The organism is Crenobacter sp. CS_VA4 (assembly GCF_055597485.1).
This window is the reverse complement of the sequence record NZ_JBVMAE010000015.1, coordinates 19,129-37,217: the sequence shown is the minus strand read 5'-3', so window position 1 is coordinate 37,217 and position 18,089 is coordinate 19,129. Positions and strand designations below refer to the sequence as shown.

Annotated in this window: 15 protein-coding genes; 8 read left to right on the top strand and 7 right to left on the bottom strand. The window is 62.1% G+C overall.

Annotated elements, in window-relative coordinates:
* The first annotated feature begins 3 nt into the window (after positions 1–3).
* Entirely contained in the window at positions 4–228 is a 225-nt protein-coding gene (locus ACZ2IA_RS14860) for a hypothetical protein (RefSeq protein ID WP_470293371.1), read from the top strand.
* Positions 229–525: 297 nt separating this feature from the next.
* Here the strand turns inward: ACZ2IA_RS14860 and ACZ2IA_RS14855 are convergent, their stop codons facing one another.
* The 5 genes from ACZ2IA_RS14855 to ACZ2IA_RS14835 all read right to left on the bottom strand — a co-directional run bounded on the left by ACZ2IA_RS14855 (position 526) and on the right by ACZ2IA_RS14835 (position 4,018).
* Positions 526–1,404 carry a metallophosphoesterase gene (locus ACZ2IA_RS14855; protein WP_470293370.1) on the bottom strand — a complete coding sequence of 293 codons (879 nt, stop codon included), beginning with the start codon at positions 1,402–1,404 and terminating at the stop codon, positions 526–528.
* Between the two features lie 272 nt (positions 1,405–1,676).
* Positions 1,677–1,880 (bottom strand): cold-shock protein, encoded by a 204-nt coding sequence (locus ACZ2IA_RS14850; protein ID WP_470293369.1) that lies wholly within the window; start codon positions 1,878–1,880, stop codon positions 1,677–1,679.
* 408 nt (positions 1,881–2,288) lie between these two features.
* A complete protein-coding gene (locus tag ACZ2IA_RS14845) occupies positions 2,289–2,546 on the bottom strand; it encodes a hypothetical protein (RefSeq protein WP_470293368.1) in 258 nt (85 codons plus the stop codon).
* A gap of 826 nt (positions 2,547–3,372) precedes the next feature.
* The gene (locus tag ACZ2IA_RS14840) at positions 3,373–3,495 is read right to left on the bottom strand and encodes a hypothetical protein (protein WP_470293367.1); all 123 of its coding nucleotides are present in this window, start codon (positions 3,493–3,495) and stop codon (positions 3,373–3,375) included.
* Positions 3,496–3,712: 217 nt separating this feature from the next.
* Positions 3,713–4,018, bottom strand: coding sequence for a hypothetical protein (locus ACZ2IA_RS14835; protein WP_470293366.1), 306 nt, complete (start codon positions 4,016–4,018; stop codon positions 3,713–3,715).
* Between the two features lie 967 nt (positions 4,019–4,985).
* Between ACZ2IA_RS14835 and ACZ2IA_RS14830 the strand changes: the two genes are divergently transcribed.
* The 4 genes from ACZ2IA_RS14830 (at position 4,986) to prmB (ending at position 9,099) form a co-directional block, all read left to right on the top strand.
* Positions 4,986–5,555 carry an aminodeoxychorismate/anthranilate synthase component II gene (locus ACZ2IA_RS14830; protein ID WP_470293365.1) on the top strand — a complete coding sequence of 190 codons (570 nt, stop codon included), beginning with the start codon at positions 4,986–4,988 and terminating at the stop codon, positions 5,553–5,555.
* A gap of 54 nt (positions 5,556–5,609) precedes the next feature.
* Positions 5,610–6,641, top strand: a complete 1,032-nt coding sequence (trpD, locus tag ACZ2IA_RS14825; protein ID WP_470293364.1) for an anthranilate phosphoribosyltransferase — start codon at positions 5,610–5,612, stop codon at positions 6,639–6,641.
* A gap of 87 nt (positions 6,642–6,728) precedes the next feature.
* Positions 6,729–8,105 carry a phosphomannomutase/phosphoglucomutase gene (locus ACZ2IA_RS14820; protein ID WP_470293363.1) on the top strand — a complete coding sequence of 459 codons (1,377 nt, stop codon included), beginning with the start codon at positions 6,729–6,731 and terminating at the stop codon, positions 8,103–8,105.
* A gap of 88 nt (positions 8,106–8,193) precedes the next feature.
* A complete protein-coding gene (gene prmB / locus ACZ2IA_RS14815; protein ID WP_470293362.1) occupies positions 8,194–9,099 on the top strand; it encodes a 50S ribosomal protein L3 N(5)-glutamine methyltransferase in 906 nt (301 codons plus the stop codon).
* A 64-nt stretch (positions 9,100–9,163) separates the two neighbouring features.
* Here the strand turns inward: prmB and ACZ2IA_RS14810 are convergent, their stop codons facing one another.
* Positions 9,164–9,784: a LysE/ArgO family amino acid transporter gene (locus ACZ2IA_RS14810; protein ID WP_470293361.1), complete on the bottom strand. Its 621-nt coding sequence runs from the start codon at positions 9,782–9,784 to the stop codon at positions 9,164–9,166.
* Between the two features lie 137 nt (positions 9,785–9,921).
* On the opposite strand from ACZ2IA_RS14810, the gene ACZ2IA_RS14805 reads away from it, so the two are divergent.
* Positions 9,922–10,827 carry a LysR family transcriptional regulator ArgP gene (locus tag ACZ2IA_RS14805; RefSeq protein WP_470293360.1) on the top strand — a complete coding sequence of 302 codons (906 nt, stop codon included), beginning with the start codon at positions 9,922–9,924 and terminating at the stop codon, positions 10,825–10,827.
* Positions 10,828–10,975: 148 nt separating this feature from the next.
* On the opposite strand, the gene purL is transcribed toward ACZ2IA_RS14805, so the two are convergent.
* Positions 10,976–14,944 (bottom strand): phosphoribosylformylglycinamidine synthase, encoded by a 3,969-nt coding sequence (gene purL, locus ACZ2IA_RS14800; protein WP_470293359.1) that lies wholly within the window; start codon positions 14,942–14,944, stop codon positions 10,976–10,978.
* 144 nt (positions 14,945–15,088) lie between these two features.
* On the opposite strand from purL, the gene ACZ2IA_RS14795 reads away from it, so the two are divergent.
* Complete coding sequence (locus ACZ2IA_RS14795; protein WP_470293358.1) at positions 15,089–15,427, top strand: P-II family nitrogen regulator; 339 nt, start codon at positions 15,089–15,091, stop codon at positions 15,425–15,427.
* Between the two features lie 223 nt (positions 15,428–15,650).
* Positions 15,651–18,089: a poly-beta-1,6 N-acetyl-D-glucosamine export porin PgaA gene (gene pgaA, locus ACZ2IA_RS14790; protein ID WP_470293357.1), complete on the top strand. Its 2,439-nt coding sequence runs from the start codon at positions 15,651–15,653 to the stop codon at positions 18,087–18,089.

Sequence of the window (18,089 nt, the reverse complement as noted above, 5' to 3'; positions counted from 1 at the left end):
TTCATGAGCACGCTAGCCGACCAGCTTGAAGAAATGTTCCTCAGCGAAAAAGTCACCTGCCTATCCCCCAAGTTTGCGGCCACTTTGACGGGACAGGACGTCGAGCTTTGCTCGACCGCTCTTTCTGAACTAGTCGAGCGTGGAGTGTTGCTCAGCAATACCTCCAAGAGCTCGAATGGTGAAGGTGTCGTCACACAACAGACTACCTACTTCCTTCGTGAAGACTGAGCTCTACTAAGGTGATATGCCGAAGGCCCCGCGCGAAAGCACAAAGCCGTGTTTTGGTGCAGGGCATCTCAGACTCAGCCCCGCGGAAGTCATCCACTACGGATTTGCGCATCCTAGCAACCGGCTGTTACCCAGCGATGACATGGATTTCAGCCCGCTGATGGCTGGATCCTCGGTACGCAGCGCTCCGGCAAGGCACAGGACACCGTAGTGTCCTGTGCTCTTACCAGCATGATGCTGACCTGACCACCGTCTGGCCGGCTGGCAACGGCTTGGCTAGCTCATTGGCGGCCTTGGTCATGCGTTCACCGAAGTCGCTTCAAGGCTCCGCAAACAGATGGCTGTCAGGGATTTGCCGTAGACGGCGCCGGTGTCGATGTAGATCACGTTGCCTAGGAGTTCCGGCTCATAGCGCGGGGTATGCCCTACGATCAACGCCCTGATGTCGGGTATGCCGCTCTCGTCGCGCCCCATGACCCGGTCTCGGCTCCATTGCGCATACATCTGCAGGTTGTTCTCGATATGCCCGAGGGCCAATGCGTCAGTGAACTGCGCCCAGGTCGGCAGAGGACAATCGGCGTGCACGATCCCGATTGGGCCCTTGGCGGTGGCCACTTCGATCGCCAGCGGCAGCCCGCTGAAGGCGTTCCGATAGGCGTCCTGCTCGGGCCGTGATGCACGAATGAACCACATCCCGCCGATGCTCTCGTAGAACCCCTTCGATACCCAGTCCTCGAGATCAGTATCAAGCGCCATCTGTTCATGGTTGCCACGTACGCTGAAGAACCACGGCTTTGCGAGCCAGGCCAGCACCGCCTCTGAATCTGGCCCGCGGTCTACCAGATCGCCAACAGAGAACAGCCTGTCGGTGGCCTCGTTGAACCCGATCTTCTGCAGCAGCTTTTCCAGTAGGCCGAAGCAGCCATGCACATCGCCGACTACCCAGTCATTACCCTGTGCATTTGTCTCGTATCGCTTAAGCATGTTCGCTCCCCCTGTCTTCCGCTCCCGCCGCGCTGCAATCTTGTCTGATGCGGCGAGATCGAACCGTGGGCACTGATCGTGCTCTACACTCTTAAACTTACCCGCTGTGTCGAACCGGCACTGGCCGAAGCCGTGCTTTGCCAGCTGGCCGGCGCCTTTCAGGCTCAAGTTGGCGCAGTCGAGGCACTTCATGCGGCGACCTACCAGAGCAGCCCGGAGAATGGCGCAAGGAGGATCAGCCAAAACCACCGTCCGGCCGGCTCAAGTACCGCCCGCGTAGCGCTACTGCCGGTTCTCATGAGCCGCATCGCTGAGCGTCCTCTCGTGGCATGGCCGATGGCAAGACACGTCCGGGTGTCACCAGGAATGGTCTCGGGAGGCCCGTTCACCGAGGGTCAAAGCGATGGGAAAAATGCAAAAAGCCCCGCAGAGCGGGGCTTTTTTTTACAACGATCGAGCTGCGCTTAAAGCGGCTGGATGTTCGTTGCTGCCGGGCCTTTTTGGCCCATGCCTTTAGTGTAGCTTACCTTCTGGCCATCATGCAGCGACTTGAAGCCATCAGCTTTGATTTCCGAGAAGTGAGCGAACAGATCATCGCCGCCGGCGTCCGGGGTAATGAAGCCAAAGCCTTTTGCATCGTTAAAGAATTTAACGGTACCGGTTTCCATAATGTATTCCTTATTTCAGATGAAGAGCAGATGCTCGGAGTGCACGATGATCAAGGAATAGATATTGAAACAATGGAGTACCGCTTTTGGAGAGGCAACGATGTAACGATATAGATATGGTACTTGAAAATCCTGCTGGGACTGTTATACGCGCTCAAACCAAGCGAGTCAATCAGAATCCGAAATTACTTTCCTGCTCCAACCGCAGCAGTGCAAGCACGAGAGCGTTGTCTGGTCGCTCAATACGCTGACACGGGAAGCTGTGAGCCAGCCGCCGAGGCGCTGAGCCGGAAAGACAGCACTAACACCGCGCCGCACTGATGCCATCCTCGCATCCTCGAATCCGCTTAAAAAGGACATCAGGCTCGCTGCTGGCCGGATTGTGAATTGCCCCCAGCCGCACATTGGCTAGGCGTTTTTATGACTGGTGATTCTTCGTTTTATTTGAACGGGCGGCCGGTTCTTCCAGGTACCGTTCGAAGGCATGGTGTCGGCAACATAGTGCGTCTTCAAAATTCCGCACAGCTGTCCTTCTTCGATTCGAATCGAATACTCGGCCAAAAGCATCTCTTTTACGTCTTGGGTGCTGATTGTTGATTCTGTGGAGCTCTTGAACAGAGCGTCAGCCACCTTCCTTACCAGTAGATCGATCACTGCGGTAGCCATGGTCATTCCTTTTGACGTGAAGCTTGAGGCTACCACACCTAAGACCCTACAACTGGCCGCTCCCACGAGCGGTCATCCCTGAGGGGCGACCCTCCGACCAACGCAGCACAACCGGAGATGCCGTCCTCTAAAAAGCCGGCTCGGCCACTCACGGATGGTCTCATCAACGGGGCACAGCGATGGGAATCCGCTATGCTCAAATTGATAGACAAATGGACAGGTGACGGTCGGGTCAACAAATTGATCGCCAGCTTGCAGGAGCGCGGATTTAACCGCGTCGACGTCTAAGGCTGAAGCTAGCTAAGGGTGAACGCCATTAGCTGACGATCTAGGAGGTTCTGATATGCGCACCCACTCCAAATACCACGCCGCCGCCCCAAGGGCTCTACACGAGTACAGAAGGATCGTCGGCCGGTACTCTATCCCAATCTGCAACCCACGAGTGGCTGCTAAGCGTCGAAGCAATCGCCGCCGGTTGGACGAGCTGATTGATGTGGAGTACTACGCTCACCAAGACGACTTCTAGCCTCTAGTCTCAAGCCCCCACCGACACCGCCCTCTACCTGGAGGGGGCGTTTTCATTTTCCCACTTACCCAAAGCAGTAAGTCGCTCCGAATGCGCGGCAATAGAGTCAGCCCGGTCTTTGCTGCCTCGGCTTCAACCAAACTCGCCCGCGAGCGGGGGTGTCTACGTATCCTGCAACGGCGGCGTCAGTGCTGTCTGGCGCTACGCTACAGGCAAACACAGCAAGGAGTTCTAGCGCTGACCTGTCCCTTCTTCGGCCACCGCCTACCAGCCATGGCCGCGTACCAGCTCAACGTCGGTTCAGTGGATGTGCAGCACTTGGCCGCCCATCGGGCGAATCAGCCGCGCCTCGTCGGCGGTGCGAACGTCACTGATTACCACGTCACGGCCTTGTACCAGCATGGTGCCGAGGCGGCAGGCCATCTGGCGCCCCCAGCAATCCTGGGCGACGGTGTTGTGACGGTCCTCTGTGACCCATAGCCGCAGGATCTCGCGAGGCGATGGGCGCGGCTCAGTTCGTCGAGCAGATTGGTCTCTGGCCAGAGGGCGCCGCCCGCTGCGGCGCATCGTCTGATCGATGGCGAGTGGGGTGGCCGACCCGGCGGCGTCAGCTTAATGGTGCTCGCTCCAAGGGAGCACTCTATATGTCGTCAGATCGTTCGGGAAAACCGTCTCGAAGTAGGATAGGGCCACCTATGGATCGAGCTACGTCCTCCGCGTTGTTCAGGTAGTACTCGACAGTCCGTTCTATCGCTTTGTCAGAGGGGCGTTTTGGCCAAATCAAGCTGATTTGGCCGTGCATTTCATCCTGCCAGAAACTGATTGCTACCGAGTAGTTCGAGCTTTCCGAGCCTTCCGAGCTTGGGATCGTAGCCTCAGGTGAGTGGACCTGGTACAGAGTCACCTTGCCACCGATGATGGCTCTGAGCTGTTTGTTGAATTCCATATCAACTCCTCAATGAACGGCCGTTGGCATGGTCGCTATTTGGCATGGCCAATTGTTCAGTTTCGCACTATTCGCCCTGCTCCGTGCGGGGGTTTTTGTTTCCTAAGGGGGAACTTGGAAGGCCACGAAAAAACGGGGCTGTACCTGTTGCTGCTGGGTGCGTTGATTAGCCTTGGCTGCTTTTGATTTTTATCCTATTGACATTTATAAGTTGAATATTTTATTCCATTGATGTCCTGCAGTCGCTCTGGAAAACGATCGCGCTGTTCAACACGGTGGTCTATCTGATCAGCGGCTTCGCTGGAGCTCCTATGGCATTGCGGACGTCAATGTTGGGGTCAGCCCCGCCATGACGATAGCGTTCCTCGCGATGTTCATGGCGGTCGTGGCTTGGATTTTCAAAACCGGATATCGACTCAAGACCTAGCTCTTCGACCCCTGTGCGAATCTGACCTGCCGATCATGCCATGCGGTGCGCACAGTGAACCGGCCGTATCGGACAACTGCGGCACCGTGGCCGTTGAAATACTCGACCATGCCGTCGGTTTGTGGGTGGCACGGTTTGGTCGGGCGATGGTCAATGTTCAGGGCGGCACAGCGGGTCAAACGCATGTTCGCCGCTGTGGTGTTTCTGCTTGTTGAAGAGCCGGTCGCAGGCTTCCTTCAGGCCGAGGGTACGGCCGAGCTGGACGTAATGGCAAAGCCGCCACACATTAAACATGCCTCTTAAAATGAGGCACTAGAACATCCTCTACCAATCACCTTGGCCCAAGTGCACGTGAGCTCGCTTTCTTCGGGTATCATTTACTAATGACACTTGGGGAAGGCTCTCGGATGCTCACCCACCCTGCCCTAGCCAAGATGAAAATGGCTAGGGCCCGCGAAGCAAAAAGCAGGTACATAAGCGGGTATCAATCGGCGGCGGCATATCGATCCACCCCTTTAAATTCAATAGGATACGCTTAATATGCTGTTGATGATCGACAACTACGACTCGTTCACCTACAACCTTGTCCAGTACTTCGGCGAGCTGGGCCAGGACGTACAGGTGTACCGCAACGACGAAATCACCCTCGAGCGCATAGCCGAACTGGCTCCGCAGTACCTGGTCATTTCCCCCGGCCCCTGCTCGCCCAACGAGGCGGGCGTGTCGGTAGCGGCCATCCACCGTTTTGCCGGCGAAATCCCGATCCTGGGCGTCTGCCTCGGCCATCAGAGCATCGGCCAGGCGTTCGGCGGCAAGATCGTCCACGCGCAGACGCTGATGCACGGCAAGACCTCGCCCGTGCAGCACAAGGACGTCGGCGTGTTCCGTGGCTTGCCCAACCCGGTGACCTGCACCCGCTACCACAGTCTGGTGATCGAGCCGAGCAGCCTGCCCGACTGTCTGGAAGTGACCGCCTGGACCGACGACGGCGAGATCATGGGTGTGCGGCACAAGACGCTGGCAGTCGAAGGCGTGCAGTTCCACCCGGAGTCGATCCTGACCGAGCACGGCCACAACATGCTCGGCAACTTCCTCAAAGAACACGCCTGACACGCGGTTGAGCCACTCCGCGAGTCACGATAACGATACTGGAGACGCCAAAGCATGATTACCCCACAGGCCGCGCTGAACCGGCTGATCGACCAGAACGAACTGTTTTACGATGAGATGCTCGACCTGATGCGTCAGATCATGCGCGGCGAAGTGTCGCCGGTGCTGATGTCGGCGATTTTGGTTGGCCTGCGCGTCAAGGTGGAAAGCGTGTTGGAGATCGCCGCCGCCGCCACGGTGATGCGCGAATTCGCCACCCCGGTGCCGGTCGCCGACCGCACCCATCTGATCGACATCGTCGGTACCGGTGGCGACAAGGCGCGCACCTTCAATATCTCGACCACCGCCATGTTCGTCGCCGGCGCCGCCGGCGCACGCGTCGCCAAGCACGGCAACCGTGCGGTGTCGTCCAGCAGCGGCAGCGCCGACGTGATCGAATCGCTCGGCATCAGCCTGGCGCTGACGCCCGAGCAGGTCGGCCGCAGCATCGACGAAGTCGGCCTCGGCTTCATGTTTGCGCCCAACCACCACAGCGCGATGCGCCACGTCGCCCCGATCCGCAAGGAACTGGGTGTACGCACCATCTTCAATATTCTCGGCCCGCTCACCAACCCGGCGCAGGCCGAAAACCAGCTGATGGGCGTATTCCATCCCGATCTGGTGGGCATTCAGGCGCGCGTGCTGAAGGAGCTGGGCAGCCGCCACGTGATGGTCGTGCACGGTCGCGACGGCCTCGACGAGATCACCATCGCCGACAAGTCGCTGGTTGCCGAGCTGAAAGACGGCCGCATCGAGGAATATGAACTCGATCCGCGCGAGTTCGGCTTCGCGCTGACCGACGATCTCAAAGCGATCCGCGTCGATACCGCCGAAGAGTCGCGCCGCATGGTGCAGTCGGTACTGGCCGGCTCGCACGGCCCGCACCGCGACATCGTGATCTTGAACGCCGGCGCGGCGATCTACACTTCTGGCGTCGCCGCCACCTTGGCCGAAGGCATGGAACGTGCCCGCGATGCGGTCGACAGCGGCCGCGCCCGCCATAAGCTATATGAACTGGTACAATTCACCCAGTCTCTAGCCGCCTGACATCCACGGCGATAAGGTTCGGCCAACATTGTTGGCCGTTTTTGCAGGCGGCGACGCTGTCATCACATCACTACAAAGCGCTAAGCAATGCACATTCCCTCCAAAGACATTTTCAAGGCGTATGACATCCGTGGCGTGGTCGGCAAGACGCTGACCTCGGAGGCGGCCGAGCTGATCGGCCGCGCGATCGGTAGCGAAGCGCAGGCGCGTAATGTCAAGGTGATTGTCGTGGGTCGCGACGGCCGCCTGTCCGGTCCGGATCTGGCCGAGGCACTGGCGGACGGCATCCGCGCCGCCGGCATCGACGTGATCGACGTCGGCCGGGTCGCCACGCCGATGCTCTACTTTGCCGCCTATAAGCTGGAAACGCTGTCGGGCGTGATGGTGACCGGCAGCCATAACCCGCCGGACTACAACGGCTTCAAGATGATGCTGGCCGGCGAAACACTGGCCGGCGACGCGATCCAGGCGCTCTACCAGCGCATCAAGAGCAAAGATTTCACCGAAGGTGACGGCAGCTATAGCACCCACGACATCGTCGAGGCGTATCTGGAGCGCATCACCTCCGACATCCACCTGTCGCGCCCGATGAACATCGTGGTCGACTGCGGCAACGGCGTGCCGGGCGCGTTTGCGCCGGTGCTGTACCGCCGCCTCGGCTGCCGCGTACGCGAGCTGTTCTGCGACGTGGACGGCACCTTCCCGAACCACCACCCGGACCCGGCCAAGCCGGAGAACCTGCAGGACGTGATCGAGGCGCTGGCCAAGACCGACTCGGAAATCGGCCTGGCCTTCGACGGCGACGGCGACCGCCTCGGCGTGGTCACCAAGGACGGCACCATCATCTGGCCGGATCGCCAGCTGATGCTATTCGCGGCCGACGTGCTGGAGCGTCATCCGGGCGCCAAAGTGATCTACGACGTGAAGTCCACCCGCCTGCTGGCGCCGTGGATCCGTGAACACGGCGGCGAACCGGTGATGTGCCGTACCGGCCACAGCTTCATCAAGGCCGCGATCAAGGAAACCGGCGCGCTGGTCGCCGGCGAGATGAGCGGCCACGTGTTCTTCAAGGAACGCTGGTACGGCTTCGATGACGGCCTGTACGCCGGCGCGCGCCTCCTGGAAGTGCTGTCGCAGGTCGAAAACCCGAGCGAACTCTTGAACGCGTTGCCGAACGCGGTATCGACGCCGGAGTTGAACCTGAAGATGCAGAAGGAAGGCGACAATCACGCGCTGATCGCCAAGCTGCAGGAAACCGCACAGTTCGACGGCGCCGACGAGGTAATCACCATCGACGGCCTGCGCGTCGAGTACCCGGACGGCTTCGGTCTGGCCCGTGCGTCCAACACCACGCCGGTGATCGTGCTGCGCTTCGAGGCCGACAACAAGGACGCGCTCGAACGCATCAAGGGCGACTTCCGCAAGGTGCTCGCCACCGCCACCGACGCCAAGCTGCCGTTCTGATCGCACAAGAGGTTGGCCGAACCGCCAGCCTTGAACCACACTGGGGACATGGCCCGCGCCGTGTCCCCGTTGCATTGAAAGGAACCTTATGTACGCTCAAGCCGTCAGCACGCTGACCACCGTGCGCGACCTGCTGCGCTTTGCTGTGTCGCGCTTCAATGAAGCGGGCCTGACCTTCGGGCACGGCACCACCAACGCCTACGACGAAGCGGCGTACCTGATCCTGGCGACGTTGAAGTTGCCGATCGACCAGCTCGAGCCCTACCTCGACGCCCGCCTGCTCGAGATAGAGATCAAGGACGTGATCGACGTGATCGAGCGTCGCGCGGTCGAACGCGTGCCGTCCGCCTACCTGACCCACGAAGCCTGGCAGGGCGAGTTCAGCTTCTACGTCGACGAACGGGTGATCGTGCCGCGTTCGTTCATTTACGAGCTGCTCGGTGAGCCACTGGCGCCGTGGATCGAGCACGGCGAGCTGGTGCATCGCGCGCTCGACCTGTGCACCGGTTCCGGCTGCCTGGCGATCCAGCTGGCGCATCACTACCCGGACGCCGCCGTCGACGCGGTCGACATCTCGCTCGATGCGCTGGAAGTGGCCGGCATCAATGTGCAGGGCTACGGCCTGGAAGACCGGGTCAACCTGATCCACACCGACCTGTTCGAAGGGCTGGAAGACAGCTACGACCTGATCATCTCCAATCCGCCGTACGTCGACGCCGAGTCGGTCGAGGAGTTGCCGGAAGAGTATCTGCACGAGCCGGAACTGGCGCTCGGTTCGGGCATCGACGGCCTCGACGCTACCCGGGTGATCCTGGAAAAGGCCGCCGACTTCCTGAATCCGAAAGGCGTGCTGCTGGTCGAGATCGGCCACAACCGCGACGTGCTGGAAGCGGCCTTCCCGACCCTGCCGTTCGTCTGGCTGGATACCAGTGGTGGCGACGGCTTCGTGTTCCTGCTGACCCGCGAGGACCTGCTGGCCGCGCGCGGCGAGTAATCACCTCCCCGCACAATGCAAGACGCCGGCTTCAGCCGGCGTTTTTGCTTACTGGAAACCCTCACTAAAAACCGAAATTGCGCAACAGGATCGCGCCGGTCAAGAGCATTACCATCCCGATCACCAGGTCGAGCACCCGCCAGCTCGCCGGCTTTTCGAACACCGGCGCGAGCTTGCCGGCAAAGAAACCGATCGCCACGAACCAGGTAACCGACGCGCTGATGCTGCCGAGGATGAAACTGAACTGTGAGCCCGGCCCATACGCCGACGACAGGCTGCCGATCAGCACCACGGTATCGAGCCACACATAGGGGTTGAGCAAGGTCACCGCTAGGATGGTCCGTACCACCAGCCTGCGGTCGCGCTCGACGCTGTCGCCCAGCGTCAGCCCGGACGGCGCCAGCGCGGCGCGGAATGCCTTGTACGCCAGCCAGAACATGAAGCCGGCGCCGAGCCAGGTCACCGTCTTCACGAATAGGGGCCACCCAGCGATCAGGCTGCCCATGCCGAACACGCCGGCACTGATCAGCAGGATGTCGCAGACGACGCAGATCGCCACGATCGGCACCACGTGGCTGCGACCGAGTCCCTGCCTGATGACGTAGGCGTTTTGCGGGCCGATGCCGATAATCTGGCCGGCGGACAGCATCAGCGCCGACAGATAAACACTGGGATTGAAAAACATGATGGAGCAACGGTCGTCAGCCGTGTGAGTCTAGGGAATGGCTCATAGGCTACGTCCATCGGTTTGTTGCATCAAACTGATTGTTTTACTATTCCATTAGCCAAATTAATTCCCATCTCGGGCGGAAGGAAACCACCGTGTTCGACCCGCGTCACCTGCAAGCCCTGTCCGCCGTGGTCGAGTCAGGCGGCTTCGACAAGGCGGCCAGCCAGCTATTCATTACCCAGTCGGCGGTGTCGCAACGCATCCGCCAGCTCGAAGACAGGATCGGTCAGCTGGTGCTGACCCGCACCACCCCCGCACAGCCGACCGCCGCCGGGCGCCGCCTGCTGCAACACTTCCGGCAGCTGTCGCTGATGGAGGCCGACCTGCTGGACGCGCTGCAGCCGGACAACGACGCCAACCAGTACACCACGCTGGCAATCGGCGTGAACAACGACAGCCTGGCCAGCTGGTTCCTGCCGGCGATCGCCCCGCTGTTGGCCGAACGCCGGGTGCTGCTCGACGTGATGCTAGACGATCAGGACTACACTCACGAGCTGATGCGTCAGGGCCATGTGATCGGCTGTGTCAGCACCCGTGCCCAGCCGATCCAGGGCGGCAACAGCGCGCCGCTCGGGGTGATGCGCTACCGCTGTCTCGCCACCCCCGCCTTTGCCGCCCGCCACTTCCCCGACGGCCTGACACAAGAGGCGCTGGCCAATGCGCCGGCGATCGAGTTCAGCCACAAGGACGACCTGCACAGCGAATACCTAGCCGACAAGCTCGGCTATCACGGCAGCTACCCGCGCTTTCTGCTGCCGAATCCGGCGAGCTTCATCGACGGCACCAAGCTAGGCTTCGCGTACAGCCTGCTGCCCGAGCTGATGCTGGGCAACGAGCTGGCCGACGGCGAGCTGGTCGACCTGACCCCAGGTCACCATGTCGACCTGCCGCTCTACTGGCACCACTGGCGGGTCGAGTCGGCGCTGGTTGAGGCGCTCGCCGGCACGCTGCTCGAACACACCCGCCGGGTATTGAGGCCGATGCCGACGGTCAGTTGAGCGCCTGATTCAGCTCGACGGCCATCCTGACGCCTAACTTGAATCAGACGTTGGTCGACCCCCCTGTTCGGCCAACCTTGGCACTCTCCGGACACAAAAAAACGGAAGCCCGCGGGCTTCCGTTTTGTTTGCTGCCAGTCTGGGCTGCTTAGCCAACCCACTTGCGGGCGCTGGCGAACATGCGGTACCAGCCGCCCAGCTCCTGCCAGTCGTCCGGGTGCCAGCTGTTCTGCATGGCGCGGAACACCCGTTCCGGGTGCGGCATCATAATGGTGAAGCGACCGTCCGGCGTGGTGACGCCGGTGATGCCTTGCGGCGAGCCGTTCGGGTTGAGCGGGTAGGTCTCGGTCGGGTGACCGTTGCCGTCGATGTAGGACAGCGCCGTGGTCACCTTGTTGATCGCGCCCGGTGCGAACACCGCGCGGCCTTCGCCGTGGCTGACCACCACCGGCAGCTCGCTGCCGGCCATGTCGGCCAGGAAGATCGACGGCGATTCGGCCACGCGCACCATATTGAAGCGCGCCTCGAACTGCTCGGACTGGTTGCGATGGAAACGCGGCCAGTACTCGGCTCCCGGGATGATCTCGGCCAGGTTCGACATCATCTGGCAGCCGTTGCACACGCCGAGCGCGAAGGTGTCGCTACGCTTGAAGAAGCCTTCGAACTGGTCGCGGGCGCGGGCGTTGAACAGGATGCTCTTTGCCCAGCCCTCGCCGGCGCCCAGCACGTCGCCGTAGCTGAAGCCGCCGCAGGCGGCGAGACCGGCAAACTCCTCGAGCGAGCGGCGACCGCTGATGATGTCGCTCATGTGCACGTCGACCGCCTCGAAGCCGGCGCGGGTGAACGCGGCGGCCATCTCGACCTGACCGTTCACGCCCTGTTCGCGCAGTACCGCCACACGCGGACGCTTGCCGGTCGCGATGAACGGCGCGGCCGGGTCGGTGTTGACGTCGAAGCTCAGATTAGCGGACAGGCCCGGAGTCTTCGGGTCGGACTGCAAGGCGAATTCGCTGTCGGCGCAGGCCGGATTGTCGCGCAGGCGCTGGATCTGGTAGCTGGTCTCGGTCCAGGCGCGCTGCAGGTCGGTACGCGACTCGCTGAACAGCTCCTGACCACGGTGCGTGATCACCAGGCGGTCCTTGCTGTTGATCTTGCCCAGCACGAACAGCTCGCGGCCGATGCCGGCGCTCATGAAGCGGGCGATCACCTCGGCGGTGTCCGCCTTCTTCACCTGCAGTACCGCACCCAGCTCCTCGTTGAACAGCACGCGCATGATGCGGCCGTGGGTCGCCTGTTCGGAACCCGGCTGCACGAAGTCGTCGTTGATGCGCTGGGCGTTCTGGCGCTCGATCACCAGCTCCTGCAGGTCGATGCTGACACCGACGTGACCGGCGAACATCATTTCGGCCAACGTCGTAAACAGACCACCCTCCGAACGGTCGTGGTAGGCGAGCAGCATGTCGTCGCGCAGCAGGGACTGAACGGTGTTGAAGAAGGTCACCAGCTGCTGCGGGCTTTCCACGTCGGTGGCGCGGCCGTGCGGGTAGTTCCACACCTGGCCGAACGCCGAGCCGCCCAGACGGCAGCGGCCGTAACCCAGGTCGATCAGGATCAGGTCGGTGTCCTTGTCGCCCTTCAACTCCGGGGTCACCGACTTGCGCACGTCTTCCACCGGCGCGAAGGCCGACACCACCAGCGACAGCGGCGAGGTAACGGCTTTCTGCTCACCGTTGTCCTGCCACACCGTCTTCATCGACAGCGAGTCCTTGCCCACCGGGATGCTGACGCCGATTTCCTGCGACAGCAGCGACACCGCCTCGACGGTCTGGAACAGCTTGGCGTCCTCGCCTGGATAGCCGGCAGCGGCCATCCAGTTGGCCGACAGCTTGACATTGCCGAGGTCGCCGATGAACGCCGAGGCGACATTGGTCAACGCCTCGCCCACCGCCATGCGGCCCGATGCAGCGGCCGAGTACAGCGCGGTCGGGGCCTTCTCGCCCATCGCCATCGCTTCGCCGCGAACGCTGTCGAAGCCCATCATGGTGATTGCCGCATCGGCGACCGGCACCTGCCATGGGCCGACCATCTGGTCGCGGTAGGTCAGGCCACCGACGGAACGGTCGCCGATGGTGATCAGGAACTGCTTGCTTGCCACGACCGGCAGGCGCAGCACGCGGTAGGCCGTTTCGCGCAGCTCGAAGCGCGAGGCGTCGAACACGCGGAACTCCGGCTCCTGCGAGGTGACGTCGCGCACCATCCGCGGCGGCTTGCCGAGCAGTACGTCGAGCGACATATCGACCGGGCTGGCGTCGAACACATCGTCGCGTACCTGCAAGTGGCCGTCGTTGGTGGCGGTGCCGATCACCGCGAACGGGCAGCACTCGCGTTCGCACAGCGCGCTGAAGCGCTCGAGGGAATCCGGCAGGATCGCCAGCACGTAGCGCTCCTGCGCCTCGTTACACCAGATCTGCATCGGGCTCATGCCGTGCTCTTCGAGCGGCACCTTGCGCAATTCGAAGATCGCGCCACGACCGGAGTCGTTCACCAGTTCCGGCAGGGCGTTCGACAGGCCGCCGGCGCCGACGTCGTGGATCGACACGATCGGGTTCTTGTCACCCAGCTGCCAGCAGCGGTCGATTACTTCCTGCGCCCGGCGTTCGATCTCCGGGTTGCCACGCTGCACCGAGTCGAAGTCGAGGCTTTCGGTGTTGGCGCCGGTGTCCATGCTGGACGCCGCCCCGCCACCGAGGCCGATCAGCAGACCCGGGCCGCCCAGCTGGATCAGTAGCGCGCCTTCCGGGATCTCGTGCTTCTCGATCTGCTGCTGCTGGATGTTGCCGACACCGCCGGCCAGCATGATCGGCTTGTGATAGCCGCGCATCTCGCCGTCGACTTCCTGCTCGAAGGTGCGGAAGTAGCCGGTCAGGTTCGGGCGACCGAATTCGTTGTTGAACGCGGCGCCGCCGATCGGGCCCTCGATCATGATCTGCAGCGGCGAGGCGATGCGGCCCGGCCGGCCGTATTCCGGCTGGTCGGCACGGTACGGCTCCCACGGCTGGGTGAAGCCCGGGATGTTCAGGTTCGACACCGAGAAGCCGGTCAGGCCAGCCTTCGGACGGGCGCCGCGACCGGTCGCGCCTTCGTCGCGGATCTCGCCGCCCGCACCGGTGGCGGCGCCGGCGAACGGGGCAATCGCGGTCGGGTGGTTGTGCGTCTCGACCTTCATCACGATGTGGGTCGACTCGCGGTTGAAGCCGTAGCTGTGCGTCTGCGAATCCGGGTAGAAGCGGTCGATGAGGCCGCCCTCGATCACCGAGGCGTTGTCCTTGTACGCCACCAAAGTGCCTTGCGGATTGGCCTTGTGGGTGTCGCGGATCATGCCGAACAGCGTCTTGTCCTTCTGTTCGCCGTCGATGATGAACTGGGCGTTGAAGATCTTGTGACGGCAGTGTTCGGAGTTGGCCTGGGCGAACATCATCAGCTCGACGTCGCTCGGATTGCGGCCCATACGGGTGAAGCTGTCGACCAGATAATCGATCTCGTCGTCGGACAGCGCCAGACCCAGCGACTGGTTGGCCGACTCGAGCGCGGCACGGCCGCCGTCGAGGATGTCGACGCTGGCATGCGGTTGCGGGGCGATGTGGCTGAACAGCTGGTCGGCACCGTCGAAATCGCCTAGCACGGTCTCGGTCATGCGATCATGCAAAAGGCTCGCCAACGTCGTGCGAGCCTCTTCGGTCAGTGCCTGTGCGGACTTCACCCAGAACGCGGTGCCGCGCTCGATCCGTCGGATCTGGTTCAGACCGCAGCGATGGGCGATATCGGTAGCCTTCGACGCCCAGGGCGATACGGTGCCCAGGCGCGGCACTACCAGGAAGAGTTCGGCTTCGCCGTTTGGCGCCGCCTGGCTCGCCGGCGCTTCGCCCCCGGACGTCAAAAGACGGGTCAGGGCATTGACGGCGGCGGCGTCAAGTTCGGCACTGCTTTCGGCAAAATGCCAGTATTCGGTGTGGAGGGAAAGCTCGGGCAAACCGGCGGCCTTGGCCAATTCGAGCAGTTTATCGAGGCGGAACTGGGAAAGGGCACGACCGCCCCTCAGCTTGAGTACCTGGGACATGCGTCACTCGCGACAGGTGTGTGGCAGGGAAGCTGTATATGATAACCCAAAACCCCCCGCCACGACTAAGCCTCGCCCGCCTCACGCGTTGCCAGCTAAAATCATGTCGCCATTCTAAATCATCAGCTGCAGGAGTCGTTTTACATGAAGAAAGTCGAAGCCATCATCAAGCCGTTCAAACTCGACGAAGTGCGCGAAGCGTTATCTGACATCGGCATCAACGGCCTCACCGTCACCGAGGTCAAGGGCTTCGGCCGCCAGAAGGGGCATACCGAGCTGTACCGCGGCGCCGAGTACGTGGTGGATTTCCTGCCCAAGGTGAAGATCGAGGTGATCCTGCCGGACGACCTGGTCGATCGCGCGATCGACACCATCGTCGCCACCGCCCGCACCGGCAAGATCGGCGACGGCAAGATTTTCGTGACTCCGGTGGAGCAAGTGGTGCGCATTCGCACCGGTGAAATCAACGAACAAGCGATCTGACCCCTTCGCCGGCCCACCTTGGCCGGCGACTTCCCTTCTTAGCCATCAGGCATGCTTTTCATTTTCCTCGTTCGGCCCAAAAGACTATTAAGCACTGTAGTAGTCGTTTGGCATTCAGCTGTCTCTCGAAATGCATTTGTCGTTTATCGCTGGCTTGTCATATAAATATTAAATAATATTAAACACTTGCTGTTACTAGATATAACAAGGGGCGATCCAACCAATGTCCAGTCCATTACATTACGGACTTGCAGCCGGACTACTTGTCACACTCGGTGTTTATGCACAGGCAGAACCCCCTCTCTGGAAGCAAACAGCCTACGGCAACGCCATCCAGGCTGCTCGCAGCGGCCAGCCCCAGGCGGCACTCGACATGCTGGAGGCCGAGCAACGCAAGGCGTCATTGACCGGTCAGTTGCTCGACGATTACCTGACACTGCTGGTCTGGGCCGGACGTCAGGACGAGGCATTGCAGAAATCCCGAGCGATCGACCCGGCGGCCCTGAATCCGGACGCCTTGGCCCTACTGGGCCGCAGCGCGCGCGACAAGCGCGATTACGCCTACGCCATCGCCCTCTACCGCCAAGCCCTTGCCAAGTCGCCCTCCGCCGACCGAAGCGCCGGCCTCGCTCTGGCCCTGTCCGATAGCGGCGACAGCAAAGCCGCCCTGACCACGCTCGACGCCGCGAAGACCGGCACTCCGAAGGAAGCGCTCGAGCTGGTTCGTGCCCGTGCCTACACCCTTGCCCACTCACCGGACCTGACCGGTGCCTTGCGCTACCTGCAAGCCTGTCGTGAACGTTACCCCAATGACCCTGACCTGGAGCGCAGCTACACCGAGTTGCTGCTGCGCCTCGGCGCCCCGCAAAGCGCGAGCCTGTCACTGAAACAAAGTCGCCTCACCGACCAGGACTTGAGCAATCAGGTCGAGCTCGACCGGATCGCCCATGCGAGCCGCTGGGGCGAGGCCGAAGAGCGCTCCGAACAGGGTGATGCCCACTACAAACTGATCGACCAGGCGCTGGCGGCCAACAGCACGATCAGCAGCCAGTTGCCCGCCGACGCCAGTCGCCAGCAGCTGATTGCGCTGGCCGACCGCTTGGTGCTGCTGCAACAGCGCAACCGCTCGCGCGAGGCCGTCCAGCTCTATGAAGAGCATCGCAGCGAGGCACTGCCCCCGTACGCCGAGGCGGCCGTCGCCGACGCCTATCTCAGCAACGACCAGCCCAAACGAGCGATCGACCTCTATCAGCACGCCCTGGCCAACACCCCGGTCAAAGACACCCCGCTCGACTGGCTGCTCGGCCTGGTCAACGCCTACGAGGACGCCGGCCAGGCCGACAACGCCGAAAAGGCGATGGAGCAGATCAAGGCGGATACGCCCCGGGTGCGCTATGACGCCCCGAGCAAGCAGAATCGCTACAACCCGGACTATGGCCGGGTAATGCAGGCCGATGCGATGCTACAGGCCTATAACAACCGCACCCAATTGGCTCAGCAAAAGCTCGACGGCATGCTCGACGAAGCGCCCTATAACGCCGAGTTGCGCAGCAATCACGGTGCACTGGCCCTGTTGCGCGGCGCGCCGCGGGAGGCAGTCGGCATCTATACCCGGGTGCTGGTCGACGAGCCCGACTACAGCGACGCCAAGATCGGCCTCGCCAGCGCCCAGATCAACAGCTATCAGTTCGCCGCCGCCGAGAGATCGGTCGCGGCAGCCAACGCCGCCGCACCGGACCGCAAGAGCACGCAGAAGCTCGACCAGGAGTGGTACTGGCAGAACCGTCCGGAGCTGGTAATCGACTCGGGCAAGGATCTGAGTGGCGGACGCGGCGCCGGCCAGTCCAACGAATGGAACGTCGAAACCCGGCTCTATAGCTCACCGATCGACTACAACTGGCGGATTTTCGCCCGCGCCTACGACAGCCGCGCCTCGTTCGACGACGCCCCGGACGCCCGTCGCGACACGGCCGGTGCCGGCGTCGAATACCGTTCGGCCAAGCTGACCGGCGAGGCGGCGCTGACCACGGCCACCGATGGTAGCGGCCGAGTCGGCGGTTTCGTTGCCGGCGCCTGGACGCCGGACGACCATTTGAGCGCCGGTCTGCGCCACGAGGAAGACACCGACGCGATCCCGATCAAGGGGCGACTCACCGACGTACACGGCCGTAATACGGGGGCGGAGCTGGGCTATCGCGTCGACGACACCCGCCAGTTCAACGCCACCGCCAACACCATCGGCATGAGTGATGGCAACCGCCGGAATGTGATCGGCGCCACCTGGACCGAGCGCTGGTATGCCGGGCCGACCTACCGGCTCGACACCATTCTGTCTGTCTACGCCAGTCAGAACCGCGATATCCCCACAGCCCAATATTTCAATCCGCAAAGTGACCACGAACTGGGTCTAACGGCACTGCAGGACTGGCTGCTCTGGAGAAACAGCAATGCCACCCTGCACCACCGGCTCGGCCTCTACCTTGGTAGCTACAATCAGCAGGGTTTCGGCAGCGGCACCTCCTGGCTGGCGTTCTACGAGCAGGAGTGGGCCTGGGCTTCGCGTGCCGCGCTGCGTTACGGCTTTGCCCGCAACAGCCATCCGTATGATGGTGACAGCGATACGGGCAACCGCATCTACATGAATCTCGACTGGCGCCTCTGA

What these genes read in the sequence shown, in the direction of transcription:
- ACZ2IA_RS14860 (WP_470293371.1), top strand. Translation starts at nt 4, where the DNA reads ATGAGCACGCTAGCCGACCAGCTTGAAGAAATGTTCCTCAGCGAAAAA.
- ACZ2IA_RS14855 (WP_470293370.1), bottom strand. Translation starts at nt 1,404, where the DNA reads ATGAAGTGCCTCGACTGCGCCAACTTGAGCCTGAAAGGCGCCGGCCAG.
- ACZ2IA_RS14850 (WP_470293369.1), bottom strand. Translation starts at nt 1,880, where the DNA reads ATGGAAACCGGTACCGTTAAATTCTTTAACGATGCAAAAGGCTTTGGC.
- ACZ2IA_RS14845 (WP_470293368.1), bottom strand. Translation starts at nt 2,546, where the DNA reads ATGGCTACCGCAGTGATCGATCTACTGGTAAGGAAGGTGGCTGACGCT.
- ACZ2IA_RS14840 (WP_470293367.1), bottom strand. Translation starts at nt 3,495, where the DNA reads ATGGCCTGCCGCCTCGGCACCATGCTGGTACAAGGCCGTGACGTGGTA.
- ACZ2IA_RS14835 (WP_470293366.1), bottom strand. Translation starts at nt 4,018, where the DNA reads ATGGAATTCAACAAACAGCTCAGAGCCATCATCGGTGGCAAGGTGACT.
- ACZ2IA_RS14830 (WP_470293365.1), top strand. Translation starts at nt 4,986, where the DNA reads ATGCTGTTGATGATCGACAACTACGACTCGTTCACCTACAACCTTGTC.
- trpD (WP_470293364.1), top strand. Translation starts at nt 5,610, where the DNA reads ATGATTACCCCACAGGCCGCGCTGAACCGGCTGATCGACCAGAACGAA.
- ACZ2IA_RS14820 (WP_470293363.1), top strand. Translation starts at nt 6,729, where the DNA reads ATGCACATTCCCTCCAAAGACATTTTCAAGGCGTATGACATCCGTGGC.
- prmB (WP_470293362.1), top strand. Translation starts at nt 8,194, where the DNA reads ATGTACGCTCAAGCCGTCAGCACGCTGACCACCGTGCGCGACCTGCTG.
- ACZ2IA_RS14810 (WP_470293361.1), bottom strand. Translation starts at nt 9,784, where the DNA reads ATGTTTTTCAATCCCAGTGTTTATCTGTCGGCGCTGATGCTGTCCGCC.
- purL (WP_470293359.1), bottom strand. Translation starts at nt 14,944, where the DNA reads ATGTCCCAGGTACTCAAGCTGAGGGGCGGTCGTGCCCTTTCCCAGTTC.
- ACZ2IA_RS14795 (WP_470293358.1), top strand. Translation starts at nt 15,089, where the DNA reads ATGAAGAAAGTCGAAGCCATCATCAAGCCGTTCAAACTCGACGAAGTG.
- pgaA (WP_470293357.1), top strand. Translation starts at nt 15,651, where the DNA reads ATGTCCAGTCCATTACATTACGGACTTGCAGCCGGACTACTTGTCACA.